The sequence below is a fragment of the candidate division WOR-3 bacterium genome, from assembly GCA_039802005.1.
Taxonomy (GTDB): Bacteria; Hydrothermota; Tepidihabitantia; order SM23-42; family JAOAFX01; genus JAOAFX01.
The window spans coordinates 1-24148 of the sequence record JBDRVV010000002.1 but is presented as its reverse complement, the minus strand read 5'-3'; the positions used below and the strand labels follow the sequence as shown (position 1 = coordinate 24148).

The window sequence follows — 24148 nt, the reverse complement described above, 5'->3', positions numbered from 1 at the left end:
CAATCTCAAAAGTTTAATATCCCCCTTTCTTAAAGGGGGATAAAGGGGGATTTTCAATTTACCCCCTCCATACATCAAACCCCTCTCCCCTTGTGGGAGAGAGCTTACCCCGAATCCTGGTCTGGCGCCAGGACAGGCTTGTTTCGGGGTAAAGGTGAGGGGAAAAGACTGCTCTTCATTTTTTGTCTCCTATTTACTTGCGAAGTGGAGTGAATACTTGTTTACCTTTTTTCACTTTTTCGCAAAAGTGAAAGAGTAGTTTCTGACCGCAGTTTAATTAATCGTTAACCTCAGCATTTATTACTAATTTGCTCATTGATTCCAGCCAGTGGGCATTGTAACCTGATACGCATCGGTGTAATCAAGCGGGGACAGAATCCCCCAGTTTGAACCAAAGACAACCTTTGTGCCATTATAATTTATACTCGCAAATGCCTCAGCAAAATAATTTTTTTCTACATCTTCTGGGTCTTCAGCGGTGTAGGAGTGGGTCTGCGCCAGTTTTATTATCCTTGGGTTTGCCTTCAGTTCAACCATAAATATTAAATTATCCATCCACGAATGAGTTTTACCTTTAGGTGGATTTTTTGCTCCATAGGTAGAAACGAGAACCCAGCCAGGTGTAGCACCACAATTGCCGGAAAAATGAAGCCCGATGTCAGGATTGACATCAAAGGGAATCTGGACGAGTTGGGTCTCAGTTCCAGTATTCAAATCCGCCATTGCAATCCAGTCCGTGGCGTTATTCTGATAGACCATCACATCATTATTTGAGGCATCGAGTGCCAGATCCATATGCCCATTCGCACCGGCAGGCAGGTCAATATAACTTGTGAGATTCTTGTTGAAGACCTGGCAGACATGGCTATCATATCCAATGACTGCATGGTTACCTGACATATCCATACTCACCCAATTTATAGCGTCCGGAAAACTCGTCTTTTGACCGATAATGCTATCTGTGCTCAATTCATAGACAACGACCGCAATTGTGTTAAATGTCGAATCTACAATCATAAGACACCAGTAATTTCTATCCATAGATGCATCACCTTCTGACCCAGTGGTTATGTAAGAGCAATTAGGAAATTCCTGGGTAAAATTATGGATTATCTGCTGTGCATTGCTTGTAATATTATATGAATTGAGATTGGGACCAGAAAAATAATAAAAGATATTGGGGTCGGTTGCGTGCCATCTTGGTTCCAGTTCCTGACCACCACTGAGATGGTCAAGGCTTCTTACAAGTTGATAATTTGAGGCGTTATATAGATAAAAGACACCATCATTGCCACGGAGGATTAAATAGGTTTCATCTATATTATAGGCATCTGCCCGTGCATACTCGTTTTCTATACCATTACCCGAATAATTATCAATATCTTTATCGGTAATGCGCACTATTGTTGTTCCATAGAGTGAATCGGTGAATGCTACACCCTTAGCAGGCAGTTCCGGTTCTTTTTTCTTGCAGGTAATTAGAAATAAAAAGAAAACGAACGATAAAATAGCCAATGCCTTTTTACAGTTCATTTTGTCTCCTTTTTGCCAATTTTCCAGAAGATACTGGCTCTTCTGGAATCTTAATATGTAAACATTGTATTCACAATCTAAGGTTTGTCAACCTGTATATGGGTTTGAACTTCAAATATATTCACATCTTTAATATTGCTCCATTGACCCGGTGAGAAGTGGATTTGTATTTTATCCATTTGACTATTGTACAATTGTCAAATCATCAAATTGTAATTGTTCCCACTATTTTAAGACCGGGGCTTACCTATGAAAAACTTGAAGTCCTTTCTTTTATCGGAAAACACCAATCAAAAACAAAATAGGGATTTTTAATTCCTCAAAATTCTAAAATAATGTAGAGTAAATCTTCGGGTTTGCACCAGACTTTTAAACAATTAAACAATTGTTTAATTGTTTATATGTTCAAATGTCTTGTTTTCTAATTGGGATAGAATCTAATTCAAGTCAGGGCATGCTTGAATCCTGTTAAAACCAGATAATAATTAGAGATGATAAATACTATATTGACATTGAAACCTTTTGGAATACAATTTATTTAGTTGAGGTGGTTGGAATGAAGTATTGTTGTTTACTTATAACCTATACCATTACTGTATTCCGATTTGCTATCGCTGAAGAATATGGCAGTATAGCAGGAAAAGTGGTTGATGCAGAATCTGGTGAGCCACTAATCAGTGCCGAGGTATTTATAATGGGAGGCGAAATTGGTGCAGCTGCGGATGAACAGGGTAATTACCTAATATTAAATGTCCCACCTGGTGAGTATAATGTAACAGCGAGTCATATTGGTTATAACCCAGTGACTATTTACAATGTTCTGGTTGTACCAGATCAAACAACCTTTTTAAATTTTAAACTTAAATCACCACCCATTGGGGATATCCATCCTCTTCTATTATGTTATCCGCGGATGATTTATGTCAATCAAAGTTTAAATGCTGTTATCAAAAGGGCAAAAGAGGTCCGTAGATTGCCGATTATATCATTTGATGATTTTTTGAGAATCCAGCAAGGTGTTGCGGAGACCAATTCGGGCTTTCATATCAGGGGTGGAAAGGTATATGAAACAGAGTATTACCTTGATGGAATTTTAATTGGAGCCCCTAATACTGGGAGACTGCCAATTCAAATCAACAAAGAAATCATAGACGAAGTTTCTATTATTAATGGTGGATTATATGCAGAGAATGGTGATGCCCCGGCAGTTATCAACATAGCCACGAAAACTGGAAATAGTTCGCGACATTCTGGAAATATCAGCTGGCTCTCTGATGGAATACTACAGAACAAGAGACTTGATTACGGATATAATGAGTACAAATTTTTAATTAATGGTCCGCTGCCGTTGAGAAGATTACGATATCTTTTATCTGGCGAATGGCTTTCCACAGATGCTTATCAACCTGCAAAATACAGGATTTATTCTCCTGGTAATGATTATCGGCTATTTGGAAAATTGTCTTATTATTTACCAAATGCGAGGGGAAAATTTGATATTTCAGGACTCAGAGTAAGAGAGCAGTTTGTATATTATATTCCGTATGAAGAAAATGCCGTAGCATTTAAATATCTTGAAAATAAACCAATGATGAGAAGCAAATATCAGATTCTTGCAGGTAGTTTTAGTTATATGCTTAGCTGGCAAACAATAGCATCTGTTGGTATTGGTTTCACCCACTTTGACCGGGTTTTTGGTCCCCGTGACTACGAGTGGGAATTGAAAAACAACTACAAACGGTATGATGATTACCGTCTAAAATTTGAAGAATTACTTGATTTGTTGAATACTAAAGAATATAAAGCACATTATGCTTCACCACGCGAAGTCTTGATTGAAGGAATCCGTCTTGGATGCAGAAATTCCGGGCCAGATGTTCTTCGCAAATCCCCTTACGGAGTGGATGAAATTTTCTACACAATTGGCGATTATCCTGTCTGGCGATACTGGTATAATAACGACCTGCAGATGCATGCAAAAATAGAATGTGCATGTGGCAAGTACCACGATTTCAAGGCTGGTATTGATTTTATTAAATATGACATTAGATATTACAATCGCACTTTTCCACCACTTACCGAAGACTATCCCGACTTTAATTTTTACGAACGGACACCATATAGAATCTCCGGTTTTTTACAAGATAAGATAGACATTACAATCTTGATTACAAATTTAGGAATCAGATTTGATTATTTTGACCCTCAAGTGTGGACATTCAAAGACCTTTATAATTTGGGGGATGATACTTTGACCTATGCAGATAAGATAACCACTCTCTCCCCGCGCCTTGGCTTTTCATTGCCCATAACAGAATGGCAAAAATTCCGTTTCAGTTATTCGCATTATAATGTCATTCCTAATTTTGATTATTTGTACAACACAAGTGATACTGCGGTCATAAGACTGATAATGCTGAGGTATAGGTCAAACCTGAGCAATATTTCATTAAAACCTGAGAAGACTGTTGCCTATGAATTTGGTTTTGAGAATATGTTAAGCAGATTTTTACTATTTACTTTTTCTATTTTCTACAAAGACATATTCAATGCTGTGGAATTGAGGAAGGTAATTGCTTTGCCTGAACCATATTATCAATATTTCAATGATGGAAGATATTATGTAAAAGGGCTTGAGATTGCTTTGATAAGGGCGTTTGCAGACGCGTGGGGTTTTAACTTAAATTATACGCTCCAACTTGCTGAAGGAACGGGTGCCTGGGCACATCAATTATATTATGAATCTGATGTTATCCCTCCTGCAGTAGATTATCCACTTGATTATGATGAGCGACATAGCATAAGGGCAAATATTGATTTTCAGGTGCCCGGCAGTTTTTCTATAAAATTCTTGCGCGATATTACAAATTCGGTAATTTTTTGTTATCACTCGGGACACCCATATACGCCTCTTGATTTCTCGGGAGATAGGGCTGGAAATGTTAATTCCTCACGAATGCCCGGTTACTGGAATGTCGACTGGAAGCTGAGTAAAAAATTAAGGGTTAAGAATTTTTCTTTAGTGTTTACTGGTTTGATTAATAACTTGTTTAACACAAAGCAAATTAGCGAAGTTTATCCTACGACCGGCAACCCTGATGACCCAGGTTTACCTGAGCCAACACTCGGTGCATTTGATTTTATACCAATCACAGGTACACACTATTCGCCGCAGGCAGATTACAATCACGATGGCTTAATTACTCCATCCGAGATGAAATCTGAATATATATCCGCTCTCAATGACTTATATTCTGATCCGACATTCTACAAAAATCCTTTTCGTATAAGATTGGGGGTAGGAATTGAATTTTAAGAACTTGTTCCATTTTCATCTTAGATTTGCTCTTTTGGTATTAATGTTATCTTCATGGTCAAATATACTTTCTGGCCAGCCTCCTGATACGCTCTGGACAAAATTCTATGGAGATGTTGGCTGGGAAGAGGGGTATTCTGTTAAAGAAACATTTGATGGTGGTTATATCATTACCGGTGAGAAATATATACCTACTACAGATGGATATGACCTTTTTCTTCTAAAAACTGATGCGAATGGTGACTCAATCTGGATGCGCACGTATGGAGGACAATATTGTGACGGAGGTTTCTGTGTTGTTCAGTGTCGGGATAGTGGATATATTGCCTGTGGCATAACTATGCTTGACAGCATTAACCATACAGAAATTTTTCTAGTAAAAGTCGATAAAAATGGTAACTTACAATGGTCAAGGACATATGGAGGCACTGATTATGATGAAGGCCGGTGTGTTATTGAAATAACGGATGGTTATATAGTTGCCGGCAGTACTACATCCTACGGTAATTCATGGGATGCCTTTCTTATGGAGGTTGACACTTTGGGCAATTCAGTCTGGTTTAAAAAATACGACTGTTCGGGTGATGATGTGGTATTTTCTGTTAAACAAATTAACGATAATGGATTCATAATTGCTGGGCAAACCACTATGAATGAAACTGCTGATATTTTACTCATTAAGACAGACCCTGAGGGCGATACAATCTGGATAAGAAATTATGGGAGAAACGGTTTTGATAGTGGTTACTCGGTCACGGTCTCGAGTAACGGTGATTATGTTGCTACGGGGTTTACAGATTCTTTGGGGAATTGGGATGTCTGTCTCTTAAGAGTAACTCCTGATGGAGACTTAATATGGTTTAAGACTTATGGGGGCGAAAACGATGAAGTAGGGAGTGCAGTTATGGAAACGCGTAATGGGAATATTGTGATTGCTGGCGGGACAAATTCATATGGGGCTGGTTCTACTGATGTCTATCTCATAAAAGTAGATCCCAATGGTAATCTCGTGTGGCAGACGACCTATGGTGGCGGCGGTGACGAAGAAGCATACGCAATTCAAAAGACAAGCGATAATGGATATGTGATTTGTGGGTACATTGATACACTTGGCACCACTGAAAACAGAGATATCTATCTTATAAAAACAGTACAGGATACACTGGCAATAGAAGAGAAGGATATTGTGTATGAAGGAAACCAGAGACCAGTTCTTAAAGTTATTCCGAATCCTTTTCACGATAAAGTAGCTATTAGCCTTTTCAATTACAACGGTCTGGAACTTACAGAAATAAAAGCCATAAATATCTATGATGTTGCAGGAAGATTGGTGCGAGTTCTGCCTTTTTCCAAATGTATAGAATGGAATGGCATGGATCAAAATAATGAAAAACTAAATGATGGTGTCTATTTTTGTGTACTACATTTCAGTGACTGGAGACTTGTTTCAAAAATCATACTCGTAAAATAGATATTCTAATAAAATTTTTGTATAATCACCCTTGATTTTATCATTCCATTATTATATAATAATAAAATAATGGAATAATTCAATAGTTGAATGGAGGAAATTCACAAGCCCGGGATGGATGATTGGAATAAGAGACGATGAAAAGTTGCATATGAATATTGTATGAGCAGGATATTATCCGAGTAGAGTAAACTAAATACGCCAGGACAACAGGAGGTAGCTGAAAAAGTGCGATTCAGCGTCCATTGTCATGCTGAATTTATTTCAGCATCCAGATTTTCATCAGGACGGCGTCTGGAAAATCGATAGCTTTTGAGACCCTGAAACACGTTCAGGGTGACATAAAAGACTTTTTCAGCAACCACAACCGGTGTACTTGACATCTATGAGAAATTAGATATGATAAAATAATGGAAGATGTAGAAGAGAAGATTTCGCCGGGTGAAGAGAGATTTGAGAGATTTAGAACAACAATAGGGTTTTTTTTAGGACCAACTATTTTTGTAGTATTCTTGCTCCTCCCTATGTCCAGTCTTTCAAGAAATGCCCATTTTTTGTCAGCAATACTCGGCTGGGTTGTAGTATGGTGGATAACTGAGCCAGTTCCGATACCGATAACTGCGTTATTGGGTACAACACTCTGTGTAATAATGGGCGTTGATACCATGAAGAAGATATTTGCGCCTTTTGCTGACCCGATTATCTTTTTATTCATTGGTAGTTTTATTATTGCAAAGGCGATGATGGTGCACAGACTTGACCGCAGATTCGCATTTCAAATTCTATCCATTCCGGGAATTGGCAAGAGTAGCAGTCTTATTCTCTTTACACTCGGACTTATTGCCGTGGTTATATCAATGTGGGTGAGTAATACTGCCACAACCGCAATGCTTTATCCAATAGGATTGGGAATTCTTAATACAATTGCTCAACTGCAAGCAAAAGAACTTAAGAAAATGAAATATTCTACGGGTCTTATGCTCATCATTGCATACGGCGCATCGGTCGGTGGCATTGGAACACCAGTAGGAACACCACCAAATCTTATCGGCATAGGATTGATTAAAGAACTTTTAGGGAAAAATATTACATTTTTCAGATGGATGCTATTTGCAATACCGATGGTGGCGATAATGTATGCAGTTCTATTTTTATTACTAAGATTGTTATTCCCACCAGAGTTTAAAAAACTTTCAGGGATTGAAGAGTATGTAGAAAAAGAAAAGAAGGCAATGGGTAAAATGTCACGCGGGGAGAGGAATGTCTTGATTGGATTCTTGATAACGGTCTTTTTATGGGTCTTCCCAGGCATATTAGCAATAATTTTTGGTTCAGACGCTCAAATCTGTAAGTGGTGGGAGGCACATATACCAGAAGGGCTATCAGCAATCATTGGTGCGATTATTTTATTTATTTTGCCACTTAACTGGAGAGAAAGAAAAGGAACAATCACCTGGAAAGAGGCAGTAGATGTAGACTGGGGGACGATTATTTTGTTTGGAGGTGGATTATCTTTGGGCAGTCTGATGTTTTCTACCGGTCTGGCAGAAAATATCGGAAAAGGCATTTTGAGCCTCACTGGTGCAAAGAGCCTTTTTGCAATAACCGCAATTTCCATCATGCTTGCAATTATTACCAGTGAACTTTCATCAAATACAGCCTCAGCGAATATGGTGATTCCGATTATGATTTCGCTTGCGAATGTAGCCCGGGTTAACCCCCTGATGCCAGCACTCGGTGCCTGTCTCGGTGCAAGTTATGGATTTATGCTTCCTGTATCAACACCGCCGAATGCGATAATTTATGGCTCTGGTTATGTGCCAATTACAAGAATGATCAGGACTGGAATAATCTTTGATTTCTTAGGATTTCTGATAATTCTTGCGGGTGTATTTTTACTCTTACCATTACTCGGGTAGAGTTCTTTTTATGAGAGTAATTATTATTTCTGTCTTTGTATTGAATTTTGTGTTTGCCGGCAATTTTATTTTTAATGGAAATTTTGAAGATTCGCTAAATTACTGGAATTGTTATGCACAAGGGGAGACTTATACGATTCATACTGATAAAATGTATGAAATAGAAGACCCGGATTCAGAAGTTTATGTGGGAAGGCTTGATAGATTCATAACCGCAATATCCCAGACCTGTTATATCCCGAATTTTAACCTCAATCTTTCATTTAAAGCAAAAGTGGTTGCCCGATGTGCTGATACATCCCATCCTGCTCCAGCAGTAGCGTCAATCATTATCTCTTATCTTGATATTGATGAGAATATTCTTGGTGAAACAAGATTATTAAATTATTGTGATACACTTTACTGGACACCATCACCTAAACTTCACTTAATAGAATTAAGTGATACAAACTGGATTGCCGATACAATCAATATTGCCGAAGAATTACAAAATCTACCAGGGGTAAATCCTGCAGAAATTTATAAGTTGAGAATAACTCTTTTGGGCCAATCTTATGGATGTTGACCATTCCATGCAGAGGCGAAGGTCTTCGCCGATGACATAATCCTTTCATACACAGACGATTCTGCCCATTGCACCCTTGTTTCATATTTTATTGATGATTCATCAGGAAACGGTAATGGCATTTTGGACCCGGGTGAAGAGGTAGAACTTTATTATCTGCTGAAGAATGTCGGCGGGGTTGATATCCAAAATTTAACCGGTATTATCTTGAGCTCATCACCGTATCTTAACATTGTAAATGGCAGTGCATATTTCGGTAGTGTTTTAATTGATTCGTTGGTGAGAAATTCAATTTCTTTCCGGATTCAGGCGGTATCCAATGCACCGCAAGGAACATTTGCTGATATTGATTTGATATTGAGTGAAAATTCAGGTGATATTGATACGATAAGGATAAAGGTCATAATTGGCAAAAAAGATTATCTTGTCTGGGACCCGGATAGGAACAATTCAAGTGGACCAATAATACATTCAATTCTGCAAAATCTCGGTTATGTTGGCGATTACATAAATACACAATTTTACTCATTTGAATGCTTAAAAAACTATAAGTCGCTATTTATCTGTACAGGTGTAGCTTATGAAAATTATGTATTATTTAAAGATTGCAATGAGGTTAAAAAAGTTATAGATTTCATAAATCAGGCTGGTAATGTATATCTTGAGGGTGGTGAATGCTGGGCATTTGACCCTTTTGTAATGTTCGGTTTTGATTTCAACCCATATTTTGGTATCAGACCAATAAGCGATGGCTATACAAATATGGGACCAGTTGAAGGGGTAAATAACACATTTACTCAGGGTATGGAATTCAGATACAATGGTGAGAATTTCTATCTTGATGTGATAGATTCAACAGAGACGGGTTTTAGAATCTTCCATGACCGAGATGATGATTATTATTGTGGTGTGGCAAATATCACAAACAATTATAAATCAGTTGGTGTATCATTTGAACTTTCCGGACTTGTGGATAATGATTCTTCAAAAAAGGCAGACTTGCTTGATTCCATTATGCACTTCTTTGGAATTAATCTCGTCGGTATCGAAGATTTAAAAAATTCGCAATCCGCAATCCGAAATCCGAAATTAGAAGTCTATCCCAATCCATTCAGGAAAAGACTTGATATAAGATACACGATACATGATACTGGATTAAGAAATCAGAGTGTAAGTTTGTCAATCTATGATGTTTCGGGTCGGGTGGTTAAGTCTTTTAATCTTGAATCCTGTATCATGAATCATGAATCCAGTATCATCTGGTTTGGTGATGATGATGAGGGTCGCAAACTTCCTGCGGGTGTGTATTTTGTCAAATTTGATGGGAGCGGTTTCAATAAGGTAGAGAAGGTAGTGCTATTAAGATAGGGTGAAGAAGGGAGAATAAGGGGGAAGAGGGGCGAAAGGAGTCCTTTATTCCGTGATAACCCTTGTCTGTTTGTTTGTATTAACTTCGTAAGCAGAAATAAGTTGTAATAGTTTTTCTTTATATTTTCTTGCCTGAATATATCCCCTTTCAATCGCTTCTTTTGCTTTTTCAAACTGGCTAAGGCCAATTCCCCTTGTATCAATATCTATCCATACGCCATTTTTGAGTTGTTTAATGTCATATTCAATCAGTCTTGAACTTATCAAATCAAATGTTTTTATAAAAATATCTTTTATATTATATTTTCTGCCCGATTCCTGATGTGCTGACATTTTAATTTGTGGGTATTCAAATCTGTGAAGAACATTCACTGCAATGATTTTTCCCGCACCAAGAATCATTGCTACATCCACCGGCACAGGACTGATAAAACCACCATCAATGAGAATTCTTCCTTCGTATTTATTGGGTGTAAAGACGACCGGTATTGCAATTGATGACCTTATTGCCTGAATTAAATCACCACTGTCAATCACAATCTCTGCATTCTCTTCAATATCAGTGGCTACTGCAGCATATTTTATCGGCAGTTCTTCAATCTTTGTATCACCAAGATATGGTTTCAGAAATTTAACAATGTTTTTCCCATTGATAAACCCTTTTTTAGAGAGTTGGAATCTGAATAATTCTTTCTTTTTCTTTTTGTCTATCTGTAACGCAATTTCTTCCATTTTTTGGGCAGTAAATCCCTTGGCATAAAATCCACCAATGAGTGAACCCATACTTGCGCCAACAACAATATCAGGTTTGATATTCAGTTCTTCGAGAAATTTAATTACCCCAATATGAGCATAACCTTTTGCAGCACCACCACCGAGAACTAATCCAAGCATAGTTTTATTATACCGAAAATATTTTATAATTCAAGGATTCAGGTGCAAAAAAAACACCCTTGCATTTTGAATGATTTGTTATATAATTTTGTATGGGATTGAAATGGCTTATCTCATGGCTTTTGACATTCCCATTATTTCTTCTTCTCACCGGTGTTAAAATTAAAGGCAGGATTCCCAAAAAGGGTCCGGTGATTCTTGCGAGCAATCACCTTTCTTTCTTAGACCCACCATTGATAGGCTATACCGCATTTAGAGAGGTTTTCTTCCTTGCCAAGCCGGGGTTGTTTGTATTGTCTAAATTTTTTACCTGGCTTATTAAAACCTATAATGCAATAAATCTTGAGGGCGGGCAGGGAATAAGGCCCGCGATAAAATTGCTCAAATCCGGCAAGCCTGTTGTCATATTTCCTGAAGGAACGCGTTCAAGAAAGGGTGTGCTCTTACCTTTTAATCCGGGTGTTGGTTTTCTCGCAATAAATTATAATATCCCTGTTGTGCCGGTTAAAATAATAAATTCAAATAAAAACTGGATAAGTTTGATGATACGCTGGAATAATGTGAAGATAATATATGGCAAGCCTATCTATCCTGATGGTTATCAAAATACAAAAGAGGATTTTGAAAAATTTTCAAATAAAATAAGAGAGGAGGTTAAGAATTTAAAATGAAGATATATTGTGCGAAACACTCCGGATTTTGTTTTGGCGTAAAGAGGGCAATAAAAATGGCGATGGATGCGGTTCAGAAAAAAGAATGTGTGTATTCGTTAGGACCTTTGATACACAATAGAGATTTTGTTGCTGAACTTGAGAAGAAGGGGATAAAGATAACTGAAGAGGTTGATGAAATCAAAGCAAAAAATCCCACGGTTATTATCCGTTCGCACGGAATAAGGCCTGCACTTTTGAAGAAATTAAAAAAGCGGGGCGTGGACATTATTGATGCAACCTGTCCGAAAGTGCGTCGTGCTCAACACTATGTTCAAAAACTTGTTGAGGCAGGATATTTTGTTATCATTGTTGGTGAAAAAGACCATCCTGAAGTCAGGGGGCTCCTCGGTTATGCAGGGAAGAACTCTGCGATATATTCGGAAAATATTGTATTGAAACATAAGAAGATTGGAGTTGTCCCACAAACCACGCTTGATTTTGAACATTTTTACAATGCCGTAAAAAATTTATTACCAAAGGTTATTGAAATGAAGATTTATAATACAATATGTGATGAGACAATACTGAGGATTGCGGAGGCACTTTCAATTGCCAGAAAAGTTGATATAATGCTTGTGATCGGTGGGAAGAACAGTGCTAATACGACAAGATTATACCAGATATGTAGGAGTATAAAGCCGTCATATCACATAGAATCAGTGAATGATATAAAAACCAAATGGTTTAAGGGTGTAAAGAGCGTGGGTGTTACCGCAGGTGCCTCAACACCTGATGAGCAGATTGAAAGGGTTATTAATTATTTAAAAAAGATATAAAAATCAAAAATCCCTTTTGTTCATTGATGTTATGCCCAACCTTATTGGTAGATAAATTGTAGCGAAATTCAAAATGGCGAATGTTAAAAAAGAAGTGATGATTATTTTTAGATTTAGTGCTCTTCCGAAATAGTGACTAGTTAAATAGTTGTGCACTGGAGCAGCGAAAATAATTATTACTATTGCAATATACGCAATGCTTGTTAATGCAGAAATAATTCCTCCGCTACCCGAGGCAATTTTTGATGGGTTGTCTTCGTTGAATTGGGGAAAAATACAACCCATACCAAGGTTTATTGATACCAAAGACAGGGATACGAAAAATCCTATAAAGAGTGAGAAGTAAAATATTATGGGTTCGGTTTTTATAAAAAAATTTGCGAAGAAAAGCAAAGATTCTATCAGTATAATCCCGAGCAAACCATAAAAGACATATTTTGTAAAAATAACCTTAGTCAGACTGAAAGGTGAAGTTTTTATAATCCAAATTCCTTTTTTTTCCAGGCTCATCGCCGGAAAGATAAATCTTACCCCTAATGTTGCAATGACAAAGCTCACATAGGCAAAGTTTGCAAAGGAAACGATTGTACGCCATAATGAAAAGCCAAAATAGATCGGTGTTCTGCGTAATGAGAAGATATAGACAACAAGCAGTATTACAAATATAGCGAGTTGAACCCATTGGGTTGGTTCACGCACAAATAGTATTATATCTTTAAATAAAAAAGCGTGAATCGGATTTTTCTGAAATCCCGCAAGGAGTGATTTTCTCTTATTTTCCTTACCACCATGTTCGGCAATGAGCAGGAATGATTTATGATAAATTGATTCGGCAATAATATATGAAAGTGCAATGCAACTCAATGCAACAAATATCAAGAGTAATATATAGATATAACCTGCGGGGTTCGGTGATACGAAATTTTTGAAGATATTACTCAACCAGGTTGAAGGAACATAAATACCTCCTACGGTCGTAAGATTGGCAGCAAACATAAGCAATTCTCTCTCATTCTCAGTTTCAAAAATTCTCAACAACTCCGGATTTCCAATCTTGATATAAAGCAGGATCAATATGAAAATGAAAGATAGTGAAATAAATATTATATTCTTGGGTTTAAATTTAGGGAAGAGTATGACAAATATGAATATTATTACAGCAGATAGGGCTGAAGGAATGATTAGAAAAACAAAAAAACAAAAAAATGATACAGGATAAAATATAAAATTAGCATTATTAGAGACCCCGTATGAGAGTATCAAAGGTATTGCTATTGCAAATGTTGCCCAGGAAGCATAGATTGCATTTTCAAATAATTTAGCAAGGTATATCGTTGTGGGTAAGACAGGAAGTGAAAAAAGGAAATGTAATTCTTGGTTATTATAGAATGTAGAAAATGAACTTATAATATTACTGAAAAGAAGCATTATAAAGAATACAAATAGAATCATTTCAATTGTTCGTGCCATAATTGCAGGACCGATAATTTCTACTGTAGCAAGGTATGCGAAAATCCTGAAGAATAAAAAATAACCACCAGATAAAAATCCGATTAGAATAATAAAAAATGTAATACGGGGAAGTTTATGTTCCTGCGGTGTAAAATATTTGAATAAAAGTCGCAGACGAACCCAGAATAAAGAGAAAAAGGTCTTCACATTTCTTCAGTAAGTTTCAAATATATTTCTTCAATATCTTTCCTGCCGGAGACTTCAGCAAGCTCTTCAGTTGTTCCTACAAATTTTAATTCACCTTTGTTTATAATACCTATACGATTTGCAATCTGTTGGGCAAATGGAAGGGTGTGTGTTGAAACAAGGAGTGTTTTTCCAATGTGGGCAAGTTCAATAAATGTTTCCCTCACTATCTTACTCATTTTGGGGTCGAGCCCAACGAGTGGTTCGTCAATCAAAATCAATTCGGGGTCGTGCATCAGTAACTGGCACATTATTATCTTTTGTTTCATCCCGTGGGAATAGGTTTCTGAAGGTTCATCAATCCAATCACCAATTTCAAATCGTCTGATTAGCGCGTTTAGTTTCTCATCATAAAGTTCTTTTTTAATACCAAATAGTCCGGCAACAAAATTTATGAATTCTCTACCAGTTAACTTATTGTAGATAAATGGTTCATCCGGAACATAGCCGAGCAGGGATTTATATTTTATTGGCTCTTTTTTTAGATCAATACCATTCAATGTGATTTCGCCGGAATCAGGATGGAGGAGCCCAGCAATTAGTTTCAAGGTCGTGGTCTTCCCCGCGCCATTCGGTCCGAGTAAGACAAAGATTTCGCCTTTATTCAATCCAAGACTTAAGTTTCTAACTGCCCAGATACCATCAAAACTTTTAGACAGATTCTTTATAATAAGACTTTTCATCAATGATACTCTAATACATCAATTTTGAGTTTGCCCACGACCCTCATTACTTCAGCCCAGTCTGATATCTCGCCTTCTTTTAATTTTAAATGATATACATCAGCCGGAAATTGGTTGAATGTGGGGTCAACCGGCACCCATTGTCCAAGCCATACCGCACACCATGCATGATAGAAATAAGCATCTCCCTGAAGATTTACTAACCCAACATAAACTTTCGTTGGTATCCCAAGAGCCCTTGAAAATGCAGTAAAGAGAATTGAATGTTCATTACAGTCGCCTTCTTTTGTCTTAAGTACATCAATTGCTGAGGGCATTGAAGGCGTAGGGACTTTTTTCAGCATTCTATAGACTCCGTTGGTGACCTTTTTTATTATATTAAGCGCAGATTTTTCTTTTCCAGCTATTTCTTTTGCTGCTTTGATAATATCTTGATGCTCACACTGAATATATGCCGAAGGCGATAGAAATTCCTTATATTCGGCAATTGGCACTGTTAAATCTTTCAAAGAATTAATATCAGCGAGTGATATTTCTATAATCAGAGGTTCTTCAGAAACTACTTTTTGGAAATCATCATTAAGGTCTAACCCTTCAACCGAAATACCTGTTAGTTTGAGTTTTACAAAAGATATTTTCCTGTCTTCTGGTAAAGGTTTGGATAGTTTTATTGAGAAGAAACTCAACAGGTCAAATGCCTCCTGGGGTTTAACTTCTTTAAGTGCTTCATCTTTGGTCATGGGGATCATTTCCATAAATAGATTAGGGGTCTCATTTTTTATTATCTTATTGTTTTCATCAAGCCATACATATGAAACCACGCCCATAAAATTTATTTCGATCTTTTTGCCTCGGGTTTCTTTATTTAAAACCATTACCTTTTCTTCGGGATAGACCTTTATTTTTGCCTTTCCTGTTGATTGACTTGTTGGATCAAAATACGGAAGGGTTATTTCGGTGCCGGGCTTTAGATCCTTTTTTTGCACAATTAAATCGATCACATCAGGAATATAAGGTTTCTCTTTAATTTCTTTGACCTGGGTTTGTTTTATGCCTTGAGAATATGTAGTAAGTATGAGTTTATTATTTTTTATATTACCTTCTATCTTTGATTCGTGCCCTTTAGCATTTATAAAAAGCGAGAAATCCGTAAGGGCATAATCAGTATCGGCAGTGGCAAATATCTGGGTTTTAAGGGTCGTTATTTCATTCATCATATTTATAGTCATTTGACTGTTGGTTTCAATTTCTAAACCTCTATCAAGTTTTTTAATCTTTGTAAAGGTATATCCAACCCTTTGTCCTTGAATAAAAATACCGAGCCATTCTTCAGATATTTCTTTGACAGTTCCGGGGTTATTTTCTTTTAACTCATTACTTCGTGGACGGTCGGGGATTATTGAAAACAGAAAAATCGTGATACCTACTATTAAAACCATAATTAAAATAGTGATAATTTTCTTCATAGATATAGTTATTATACCCAATTGAGAGCCCAAGTCAATCCTGTTTTTAAATGGCTACTTGATTTTTTTTTGAAATTGAATATAATTTTTATCTTATGAAAGATATTAACCGTATCATAGAGCAGTATATTGAGAAAGAAATTGACCTTATTCAGGTTTTGCACAATATTCAAAATAAATATAATTATCTTCCCAGGGAAGTGCTTGAGTATGTTTCAAGAGCATTGCATATTCCATTGAGCAAGATTTATAGTATCGCAACATTTTATGCCGCCTTCAGCCTTGTTCCAAGGGGAAAACATCTTTGCACGGTTTGTATGGGAACCGCCTGTCATGTGCGTGGTGCTCCCGCGGTATTGAGCAGAATTGAAGAACGATTGAATATAAAATCCGGTGAGACCACGCCTGATAATCAATTTACCCTTGAAACCGTCAATTGCCTCGGTGCCTGTGCCTTGGCTCCGATTGTGGTTATTGATGGTGAATATCATGGACAGACAACCGTTAATAAGGTTGATAAATTATTAGAGAAGTATGCCAAAGAAGATAAAGGTTAAAGGTTTTAGATTAGACCTGCTTGTCTGTGCCGGTACCGGTTGCGTTTCAAACCGTTCATTTGTTGTCAAAGAGGCACTGGAAAAAGAGATTGCCAAAAGAGGGCTTCAGGAAGAGGTTAGAGTGATTGCGACTGGCTGTCAGGGATTTTGTGAGCGTGGCCCAATCGTAATTGCCCAGCCTGACTCAATTTTTTATCAAAGGGTTACTGAGAAGGATGTGCCATACCTCGTTGAGGAACACCTTATAAAAGGCAGACCGGCAAAGAAATTGATGTATGTGCCAGAAAAAGAGGCGCTACCCGTTCCAAAAATGTCAGATATCGGATTTTTCAAACACCAGCGGCTCATTGTCTTGCGTAATCGGGGCAGGCTTGACCCGGAAAATATTGAAGAATATATTGCATTTGATGGTTATCAGGCACTCCAGAAGGTCTTATCGTCAATGAAGCCAGAGCAAGTTATTGAGGAAATTAAAAAATCAGGATTAAGGGGTAGGGGGGGTGCAGGATTTCCTACTGGTAAAAAATGGGAATTATGCCGTGCTGCAGAAGGACATCCAAAGTATATCATTTGTAACGGAGACGAAGGTGACCCCGGTGCATTTATGGATAGAAGTGTTCTTGAGGCAGACCCCCATTCGGTGATTGAAGGTATGCTTATTGGTGCCTATGCAATTGGCGCCCAAAAAGGATTTATCTATGTGCGAAAAGAATATCCCCTTGCGGTAAAAAGGGTTCAAATTGCTATTAAACAGGCACTTGAATATGGATTGCTTGGTGAGGATATCTTAGGCACTGGTTTTAATTTTAATATTGATGTTGTTCAAGGAGCAGGTGCATTTGTCTGCGGCGAAGAGACTGCTTTAATGGCGGCGATTGAAGGAAGGGTGGGAAGACCGAGGACCAGGCCGCCTTATCCGGTAGAAAAAGGATTGTGGGGAAAACCCACGAATATTAATAATGTAGAAACCTGGGCAAATGTGCCCGTGATAATCCTTAGGGGTGCTGATTGGTTTGCTTCTATTGGAACAGAGAATAGCAAGGGAACGAAGATATTTTCCCTTGTGGGCAAGATAAACAATACCGGATTGGTTGAAGTTCCAATGGGAATAACCCTGCGCGAAATCATTTATGATATCGGTGGCGGGATACCTAATAATAAGGCATTCAAGGCAGTTCAGACCGGTGGACCATCCGGAGGTTGTATTCCAAAAGAACATCTTGACTTACCTATTGACTACGAGAGTCTCACTGCCGTCGGTTCAATGATGGGTTCAGGCGGTATGATTGTGATGGATGAAGATACCTGTATGGTAGATGTGGCAAGGTACTTTTTGAATTTTACCCAGCAGGAATCATGTGGAAAGTGTGTTCCATGCCGACTCGGAACAAAACAAATGGTTGAGATCCTGAATCGTATAGTTGAAGGACAGGGTAAGGAGAATGATATTGAATTACTTGAGGCAATAGGCAAGAATGTAAAACTCGGTTCTCTATGTGGTCTTGGGCAGACCGCGCCCAATCCAGTCTTGACCACAATAAAATATTTTAAAAATGAATATATTGCCCATATTAAAGAAAAGAAGTGCCCGGCACTTGTTTGCAAGGCACTCATCTCTTATGTGATTGACCCGGATTTATGCACTGGTTGCGTTGCCTGTGCAAAGAACTGTCCGACAAAGGCAATTTCGGGTGAACCAAAGAAGGTTCACAAGATTGATCAATCAAAATGTATAAAGTGCGGAATATGTCTTTCTGTATGTCCACCCAAATTCAATGCAGTAAAGAAGGTGACACCGGCAATATGAAAAGAATGTCAATCGTTTTGAGTTATACGGTTTGGAAACTCGTTACGTCCTTAGTTGGACGATGAGGTGAATTGTTAATATGGTGAATATCGTAATCAATGGTGAAAAATACACAGCCAAAAAGGGTGAGACGGTATTGGAAGTCTGTCGTCGCGAAAATATTTACGTACCTACACTTTGCTATCAGGATAATTTAACCCCTTATGGTGGTTGCAGGCTATGTATTGTTGAAGTTGAAGGTAATAATAGACCTATGACTGCCTGCACGTTACCGGTTCAGGATGGAATGGTTATCAAGACCGATACCCCGCTTCTTAAAGAAATTCGCAAATTCATACTCCAGTTGATACTTTCTGAACACCCGTACTCCTGTTTGATTTGTGACAAGACAAAGGATTGTGCAAACTATATGGAATGTATTGAAAAGGAACCAATAACATTCGGATGTAAATACTGCTCTGCGAATGGAACCTGTGAACTACAGAAACTTGTTGAAGAATTTGAAATAAAAGAAATTCCTTTCTCCTTTAAATATAGAAATATCCCGGTAGAAGATTATGACCCATTTTTTGAAAGGGATTACAATCTCTGTGTTCTCTGTGGCAGATGTGTGCGCGCCTGTGCAGAGTTGAGAGATGCCTATGTAATTGATTTTCACCATCGCGGTCCCAAGACACTTGTCGGAACGCCGTTCAATCTTCCCCATCTTGACGCAAATTGTCAATTCTGTGGTGCCTGTGTTGATGCCTGTCCAACTGGTGCGATGCGTGAAAGGTATAATAAATATCTTGGTAAATGTGAAAAAGAGAGCAAGACTCATTGTATGCTCTGTAGTATGGGTTGTGAAATAGTTGCCGAGGTGAATGGAAATGGATTAATCAAAACAAGACCCGATAAAGAACCGTTGTGTATCAGAGGTCGTTTCGGGATTGCACCCATTGTCAATCATCCAAGGAGAATTACAACCCCGCTGGTAAAGAGGAATGGCCAACTAATAGAAATTTCCTGGGACGAGGCGATTGAAATTGCCGGTAATATCTTAAAAGAATATCAAGGAAAGACCGGTGTTATTTTCTCTCCAGACTTGACTATGGAAACAATTACTGCCCTGAATACATTTTCTGAGATAATGGGTGTTGAAGAATTGGGTGCCGAGATAAATACTTCTAACAGTTTTGATGAAATCTGCCTTGATAGACCCGAAAAAAAGATTGCACTTTTTGTGCTCAATCTTGACCTCATAAATGATTTTTCAGTCTTTTTATTAAATTTAAAGAAATTTTTGAATGAGAAGCCAGTTATAATTGTCATTGACCCGATTCAGACAAAAATAGCGGATATGGCTGATATATGGTTAAGACCCGAACCCGCAAAGGAATGGGAGGCCCTTGACCATTTATTATCTTCCGATAAATTGAGTGATTTTGCCGGTATTAAAAAGCAGGAATATATTGATGCGAGACGTTTAATTAAAAATAGAGAAATCTGTGTTCTATACAATCCGAATAATATTATGGAATATAAGTGTGGAAATAAATTCAAATGTTTCCCGCTTGTGAGTAATCTAAATCACACATTCTTAAGCAAGGCAAATATATTAAGGGCAACTGATGTCATAAATAATAATTCAATTGAATGTCTTTACCTTATCGGTGCTGCAATACCAAAGACAAAGAAATACAAAAAGGTCATCGTGCAGGATTGCTTTTTGCCTGAGTTTGATTTTGACCTATTTTTACCTGCAGCAACATTTATTGAGGTTGATGGAAGTTTTATTGATATCAAAGGAAAAGAGAAGAGATTGCATAAGGCCGTTGAGCCAAGAGGAAATGCACGACCTGATGAGTGGATAATAAAAAGTATTGTTGAAAGAACAGATTTTGAAAGGATAAAAAGTGAGGTTGCTCCGGAGACTGATACATCCAAAAGTGATAGGAATAAAACAAAGGGTGAGAGTCTTACTAAAGATTATCCATTTTATTTAATTATTCGGGAAAATGGGTTTAGATTCAGAAACAGAAGGTTATCAGATATACTGACGGGATTTAGAAGAGTGCATCAGGATAGAGTTTTATGGATTAATCCTGAGGATACCAAGAAATTGAGGATAAAAAATGGTGAAAGGGTAAAAGTAGTCACAGAAGATTCGGAGATTGAAATGGAAATATTGGTTACAGAAAAGGTCCCAATGGGTTATGTATTTGCTTACTATAACAGGGAAAATGGGTTGATTGAGAGCCAGAGGGTGAGGATAGAATGCATAAGATAAAATACCTAAATTCCAAAATGCCTAAATACCTAAATGTGGCGTCTATCTTTAGTCGAACGAATAAATATTGCAATGTAGTGGCAGAGTTTACTCTGCAAAATGCTGTTGCATTATTGGTTGCAAGGTGATTTATGGTTAAAATATTAAAAAAAGAATTGCTTGTCCCTAATATCCATTTTATGATTCTTGAATCTGATTTTATCCACTTGAACGCAAAGGCTGGCGAGTTTGTTGTTGTCCGTGCGGATGAATTTGGTGAGCGTATACCATTGAATCTTGTTGACTGGGATGAACGTTCAGCAAGTGTTGTATTTATGGAAGTTGGAACATCAACAAGAAAACTTGGTTGTTTGAAAACAGGAGAGACAATTGCTGACCTTGCTGGACCACTGGGTAAACCAACCGAAATGGTTAGCGATAAAAAAATTCTTGTGATTGGTGGTTGTTATGGGATTGGTGCTATTTATCCTGTAATAAAGGCGTTCAAAAATAATAATAACAAAATCATTACCGCGATTGAGGCAAGGAGCAGTTTTCTGCTTTACTGGCAGGAAAAGTTGAAAGAATATAGTGATGAAATTTTTGAGATAACCCGTGATGGGACAAAGGGTTATGCTGGACATATTGATAAATTTTTGAATGATTATCTTTCAAAGTATAGCGTGGATATGGTCTACGCCCAGGGTTGCACATATCTTACATACCTTGTTTCTCAAACTACCAAACCTTTCGGGATAAAGACGATTGTGGGATTAAATCCAATTATGATTGATGCAACAGGAATGTGTGGGGTCTGTCGTGTGATAATAAATGGCGAGACAAAGTTTGCCTGTGTTGATGGTCCGGAATTTGATGGCCACACTGTTGACTGGCAGAATCTTCTTACCCGCCGGCACATATATATAACTGAAGAAAGAAGGTCTTTAAGTTTTTATGAGTGTGAGAAATATGGATAAAGCAATAAAATACCTAAATACCAAAATGCCTAAATATCTAAATTTGAATCTCAAATCTCAAATCCGAAGGATGCACTATGCCTGAAAAGATAGTTCCTAAAAAAACCCCAATGAGGGAGCAGCCGCCTAAAGAGCGGATAAAAAATTTCAATGAAGTTCCTTACGGATATAGCCCCGAAGAGGCAATTGCCGAAGCCAAAAGATGTTTGCAGTGTAAAAAGGCACCCTGTATTTCAGGCTGTCCAGTAGAGATTGATATACCGGGATTCATAAAGTTTATTGCCGAAGGAGATTTTAAGGCAGCGATTAAAAAACTAAAAGAAAAGAATGTTCTGCCTGCAGTATGTGGTAGGGTCTGTCCCCAGGAGACACAATGTGAGCAGGTTTGTACCCTTGCGAAAAAATTTGAACCCGTGGCGATTGGAAGGCTTGAGAGGTTTGCGGCTGATTACGAGGCTGCACAGGGTGAGGCACCTATTCCAGAATTACCCCCACCAACGGGAAAGAAAGTGGCGGTGATCGGTTCGGGTCCCGGCGGTTTGACCGTGGCAGGCGATTTGAACAGGTTTGGGCATTCAGTCACAATATTTGAGGCATTACATAAACCTGGTGGAGTGCTTGTCTATGGTATTCCCGAATTTCGTCTGCCCAAGGCGATTGTCTATCGTGAAGTAGATTATTTAATCAGGTGTGGAGTAAAACTTGTTCTGAATTTTATTGTTGGTAAGACTGCAACAATAGACCAGTTGCTAAAGGAATTTGATGCAGTATATATCGGTACGGGCGCTGGATTGCCTTGGTTTATGAATATTCCGGGAGAAAATTTGAATGGGGTATATTCAGCAAATGAATATTTAACCCGTTCCAATTTAATGAAGGCATATCTATTCCCTGAATATGATACACCGATTGTTAGAGGAAAGAGGGTCGCAGTTGTTGGTGGTGGAAATGTCGCAATGGATTGTGCAAGGACTGCATTAAGGCTCGGTGCAGATGAAGTACATATTGTTTATCGCAGAAGTAAACAGGAGATGCCAGCACGGGCAGAAGAGATACATCACGCTGAAGAAGAAGGTGTTATATTTGACTGGCTTACGCTGCCAATAAAATATATTGGTGATGAGAATGGCTGGGTAAAAGAAATGGAGTGTATAAAAATGCAGCTTGGTGAACCCGATGCATCAGGAAGAAGAAAACCCGTGCCAATAGAAGGTTCCAATTATATCTCCGCAGTTGATACTGTGATATGTGCCATTGGTCAAGGACCCAATCCTTTGATTCCACAAACTACCCCAGATTTGAAGGCAGGGAAATGGGGGAATATTGAGGTTGATAAGGCAACGATGAAGACATCAAAGCCCCGCTGCTGGGCAGGTGGTGATGTGGTGAGGGGTGGGGCAACCGTAATTCTTGCAATGGGTGATGCCCGCATTGCTGCACGGTCAATGGACGAATTTTTAAGAACCGGTATCTGGTAAGTTATTTTTGTTTTTTCATTTTTTTACTACTAAAAAAGTTTGCCTGATAGAATGACACATTTTTGAAACTTTTTAAAAGGGATATCACATCACAAACACCATTACTGTAATAATTGACACATATGTTTAATCTGATACTTGATTTTGTGCTGGATGTGTGTATAATATAAAAGTATATGTGGATAATAATTTCTTTAATGTCACAAATTGATACATTATCCCTTAATGAAACCATTGATATTGCATTGAGACAAAGTCCGACTTACCTTGAGTCAAGAGAAAATCTGGCAAAGTCCAGGGTTCAATTTTTCAAGGCACTCTCTTATCTCCTGCCTACAAATTCAACAACCGGGTCCTGGACAAAGAGTGAATATCAGAGTATGACTACCGAGCGTTACACAGGCTCAATCACTCTTTCAATGCCCGTATTTGACCTTGATGTGATAAGTTCAATAGTTGTTGCCAAAGGACAGGAAAAAGGCACTTCAATACAGCATAATCAGGATATTGCAAATCTTATCTTAAATATAAAGAAATCATATTACAATCTTATCACTGCAAATGAATTACTGAATTCATCCCAGAAGGCACTGGAGCGTGCACTGGAGAATAAAAAACTTGTTGAAACGAAATATGAACTCGGTTCTGCATCAAGACTTGAGTTACTCCAGGCTGATGT

General features: G+C 37.9%; 19 protein-coding genes. 13 read left to right on the top strand and 6 right to left on the bottom strand.

What is annotated here, in order from left to right; translation table 11 throughout:
* Positions 1 to 312: 312 nt before the first annotated feature.
* The gene (locus ABIL69_00870) at positions 313 to 1533 is read right to left on the bottom strand and encodes a hypothetical protein (protein ID MEO0122543.1); all 1221 of its coding nucleotides are present in this window, start codon (positions 1531 to 1533) and stop codon (positions 313 to 315) included.
* Positions 1534 to 2089: 556 nt separating this feature from the next.
* Here ABIL69_00870 and ABIL69_00865 point away from each other — a divergent pair.
* The 4 genes from ABIL69_00865 to ABIL69_00850 all read left to right on the top strand — a co-directional run bounded on the left by ABIL69_00865 (position 2090) and on the right by ABIL69_00850 (position 8804).
* Complete coding sequence (locus tag ABIL69_00865) at positions 2090 to 4849, top strand: TonB-dependent receptor (GenBank protein MEO0122542.1); 2760 nt, start codon at positions 2090 to 2092, stop codon at positions 4847 to 4849.
* Positions 4839 to 6320: a T9SS type A sorting domain-containing protein gene (locus ABIL69_00860; GenBank protein MEO0122541.1), complete on the top strand. Its 1482-nt coding sequence runs from the start codon at positions 4839 to 4841 to the stop codon at positions 6318 to 6320. Before ABIL69_00865 ends, ABIL69_00860 begins: the two co-directional genes overlap by 11 nt.
* 410 nt (positions 6321 to 6730) lie before the next feature.
* Positions 6731 to 8239, top strand: a complete 1509-nt coding sequence (locus tag ABIL69_00855; GenBank protein ID MEO0122540.1) for a DASS family sodium-coupled anion symporter — start codon at positions 6731 to 6733, stop codon at positions 8237 to 8239.
* Between the two features lie 10 nt (positions 8240 to 8249).
* Positions 8250 to 8804, top strand: a complete 555-nt coding sequence (locus ABIL69_00850) for a hypothetical protein (protein MEO0122539.1) — start codon at positions 8250 to 8252, stop codon at positions 8802 to 8804.
* On the opposite strand, the gene ABIL69_00845 is transcribed toward ABIL69_00850, so the two are convergent.
* Positions 8792 to 8926 (bottom strand): hypothetical protein, encoded by a 135-nt coding sequence (locus ABIL69_00845; GenBank protein ID MEO0122538.1) that lies wholly within the window; start codon positions 8924 to 8926, stop codon positions 8792 to 8794. The genes ABIL69_00850 and ABIL69_00845 overlap by 13 nt on opposite strands.
* A 1-nt stretch (position 8927) precedes the next feature.
* Between ABIL69_00845 and ABIL69_00840 the strand changes: the two genes are divergently transcribed.
* Positions 8928 to 10172: a T9SS type A sorting domain-containing protein gene (locus ABIL69_00840; GenBank protein MEO0122537.1), complete on the top strand. Its 1245-nt coding sequence runs from the start codon at positions 8928 to 8930 to the stop codon at positions 10170 to 10172.
* 45 nt (positions 10173 to 10217) lie between these two features.
* Here the strand turns inward: ABIL69_00840 and ABIL69_00835 are convergent, their stop codons facing one another.
* A complete protein-coding gene (locus ABIL69_00835) occupies positions 10218 to 11066 on the bottom strand; it encodes a patatin-like phospholipase family protein (protein ID MEO0122536.1) in 849 nt (282 codons plus the stop codon).
* Between the two features lie 92 nt (positions 11067 to 11158).
* Here ABIL69_00835 and ABIL69_00830 point away from each other — a divergent pair, with 92 nt between their 5' ends.
* Positions 11159 to 11737 (top strand): lysophospholipid acyltransferase family protein, encoded by a 579-nt coding sequence (locus tag ABIL69_00830; protein MEO0122535.1) that lies wholly within the window; start codon positions 11159 to 11161, stop codon positions 11735 to 11737.
* Entirely contained in the window at positions 11734 to 12555 is an 822-nt protein-coding gene (ispH, locus tag ABIL69_00825; protein ID MEO0122534.1) for a 4-hydroxy-3-methylbut-2-enyl diphosphate reductase, read from the top strand. Before ABIL69_00830 ends, ispH begins: the two co-directional genes overlap by 4 nt.
* Positions 12556 to 12558: 3 nt before the next feature.
* Here ispH and ABIL69_00820 read toward each other — a convergent pair whose 3' ends face one another.
* From ABIL69_00820 to ABIL69_00810, 3 genes are read right to left on the bottom strand one after another with little or no spacing between them, the layout of a single operon-like run.
* Complete coding sequence (locus ABIL69_00820; GenBank protein ID MEO0122533.1) at positions 12559 to 14214, bottom strand: hypothetical protein; 1656 nt, start codon at positions 14212 to 14214, stop codon at positions 12559 to 12561.
* Positions 14211 to 14936, bottom strand: coding sequence for an ABC transporter ATP-binding protein (locus ABIL69_00815; protein MEO0122532.1), 726 nt, complete (start codon positions 14934 to 14936; stop codon positions 14211 to 14213). Before ABIL69_00815 ends, ABIL69_00820 begins: the two co-directional genes overlap by 4 nt.
* Positions 14936 to 16402 carry a transglutaminase family protein gene (locus tag ABIL69_00810; protein MEO0122531.1) on the bottom strand — a complete coding sequence of 489 codons (1467 nt, stop codon included), beginning with the start codon at positions 16400 to 16402 and terminating at the stop codon, positions 14936 to 14938. Before ABIL69_00810 ends, ABIL69_00815 begins: the two co-directional genes overlap by 1 nt.
* Before the next feature lie 95 nt (positions 16403 to 16497).
* On the opposite strand from ABIL69_00810, the gene nuoE reads away from it, so the two are divergent.
* From nuoE to ABIL69_00780, 6 genes are all read left to right on the top strand, one after another.
* On the top strand, positions 16498 to 16959 hold the full coding sequence (nuoE, locus tag ABIL69_00805; protein ID MEO0122530.1) for an NADH-quinone oxidoreductase subunit NuoE: 462 nt from the start codon (positions 16498 to 16500) through the stop codon (positions 16957 to 16959).
* Positions 16937 to 18766: an NADH-quinone oxidoreductase subunit NuoF gene (gene nuoF / locus ABIL69_00800; protein ID MEO0122529.1), complete on the top strand. Its 1830-nt coding sequence runs from the start codon at positions 16937 to 16939 to the stop codon at positions 18764 to 18766. Before nuoE ends, nuoF begins: the two co-directional genes overlap by 23 nt.
* A gap of 79 nt (positions 18767 to 18845) precedes the next feature.
* Entirely contained in the window at positions 18846 to 21035 is a 2190-nt protein-coding gene (locus ABIL69_00795; protein ID MEO0122528.1) for a molybdopterin-dependent oxidoreductase, read from the top strand.
* 131 nt (positions 21036 to 21166) lie between these two features.
* Positions 21167 to 21991, top strand: a complete 825-nt coding sequence (locus ABIL69_00790) for a sulfide/dihydroorotate dehydrogenase-like FAD/NAD-binding protein (GenBank protein MEO0122527.1) — start codon at positions 21167 to 21169, stop codon at positions 21989 to 21991.
* Between the two features lie 77 nt (positions 21992 to 22068).
* Positions 22069 to 23469: an NADPH-dependent glutamate synthase gene (gene gltA, locus ABIL69_00785; GenBank protein MEO0122526.1), complete on the top strand. Its 1401-nt coding sequence runs from the start codon at positions 22069 to 22071 to the stop codon at positions 23467 to 23469.
* Between the two features lie 176 nt (positions 23470 to 23645).
* Positions 23646 to 24148 (top strand): TolC family protein (locus ABIL69_00780; GenBank protein ID MEO0122525.1); only part of this gene is annotated, 503 nt, incomplete at its 3' end.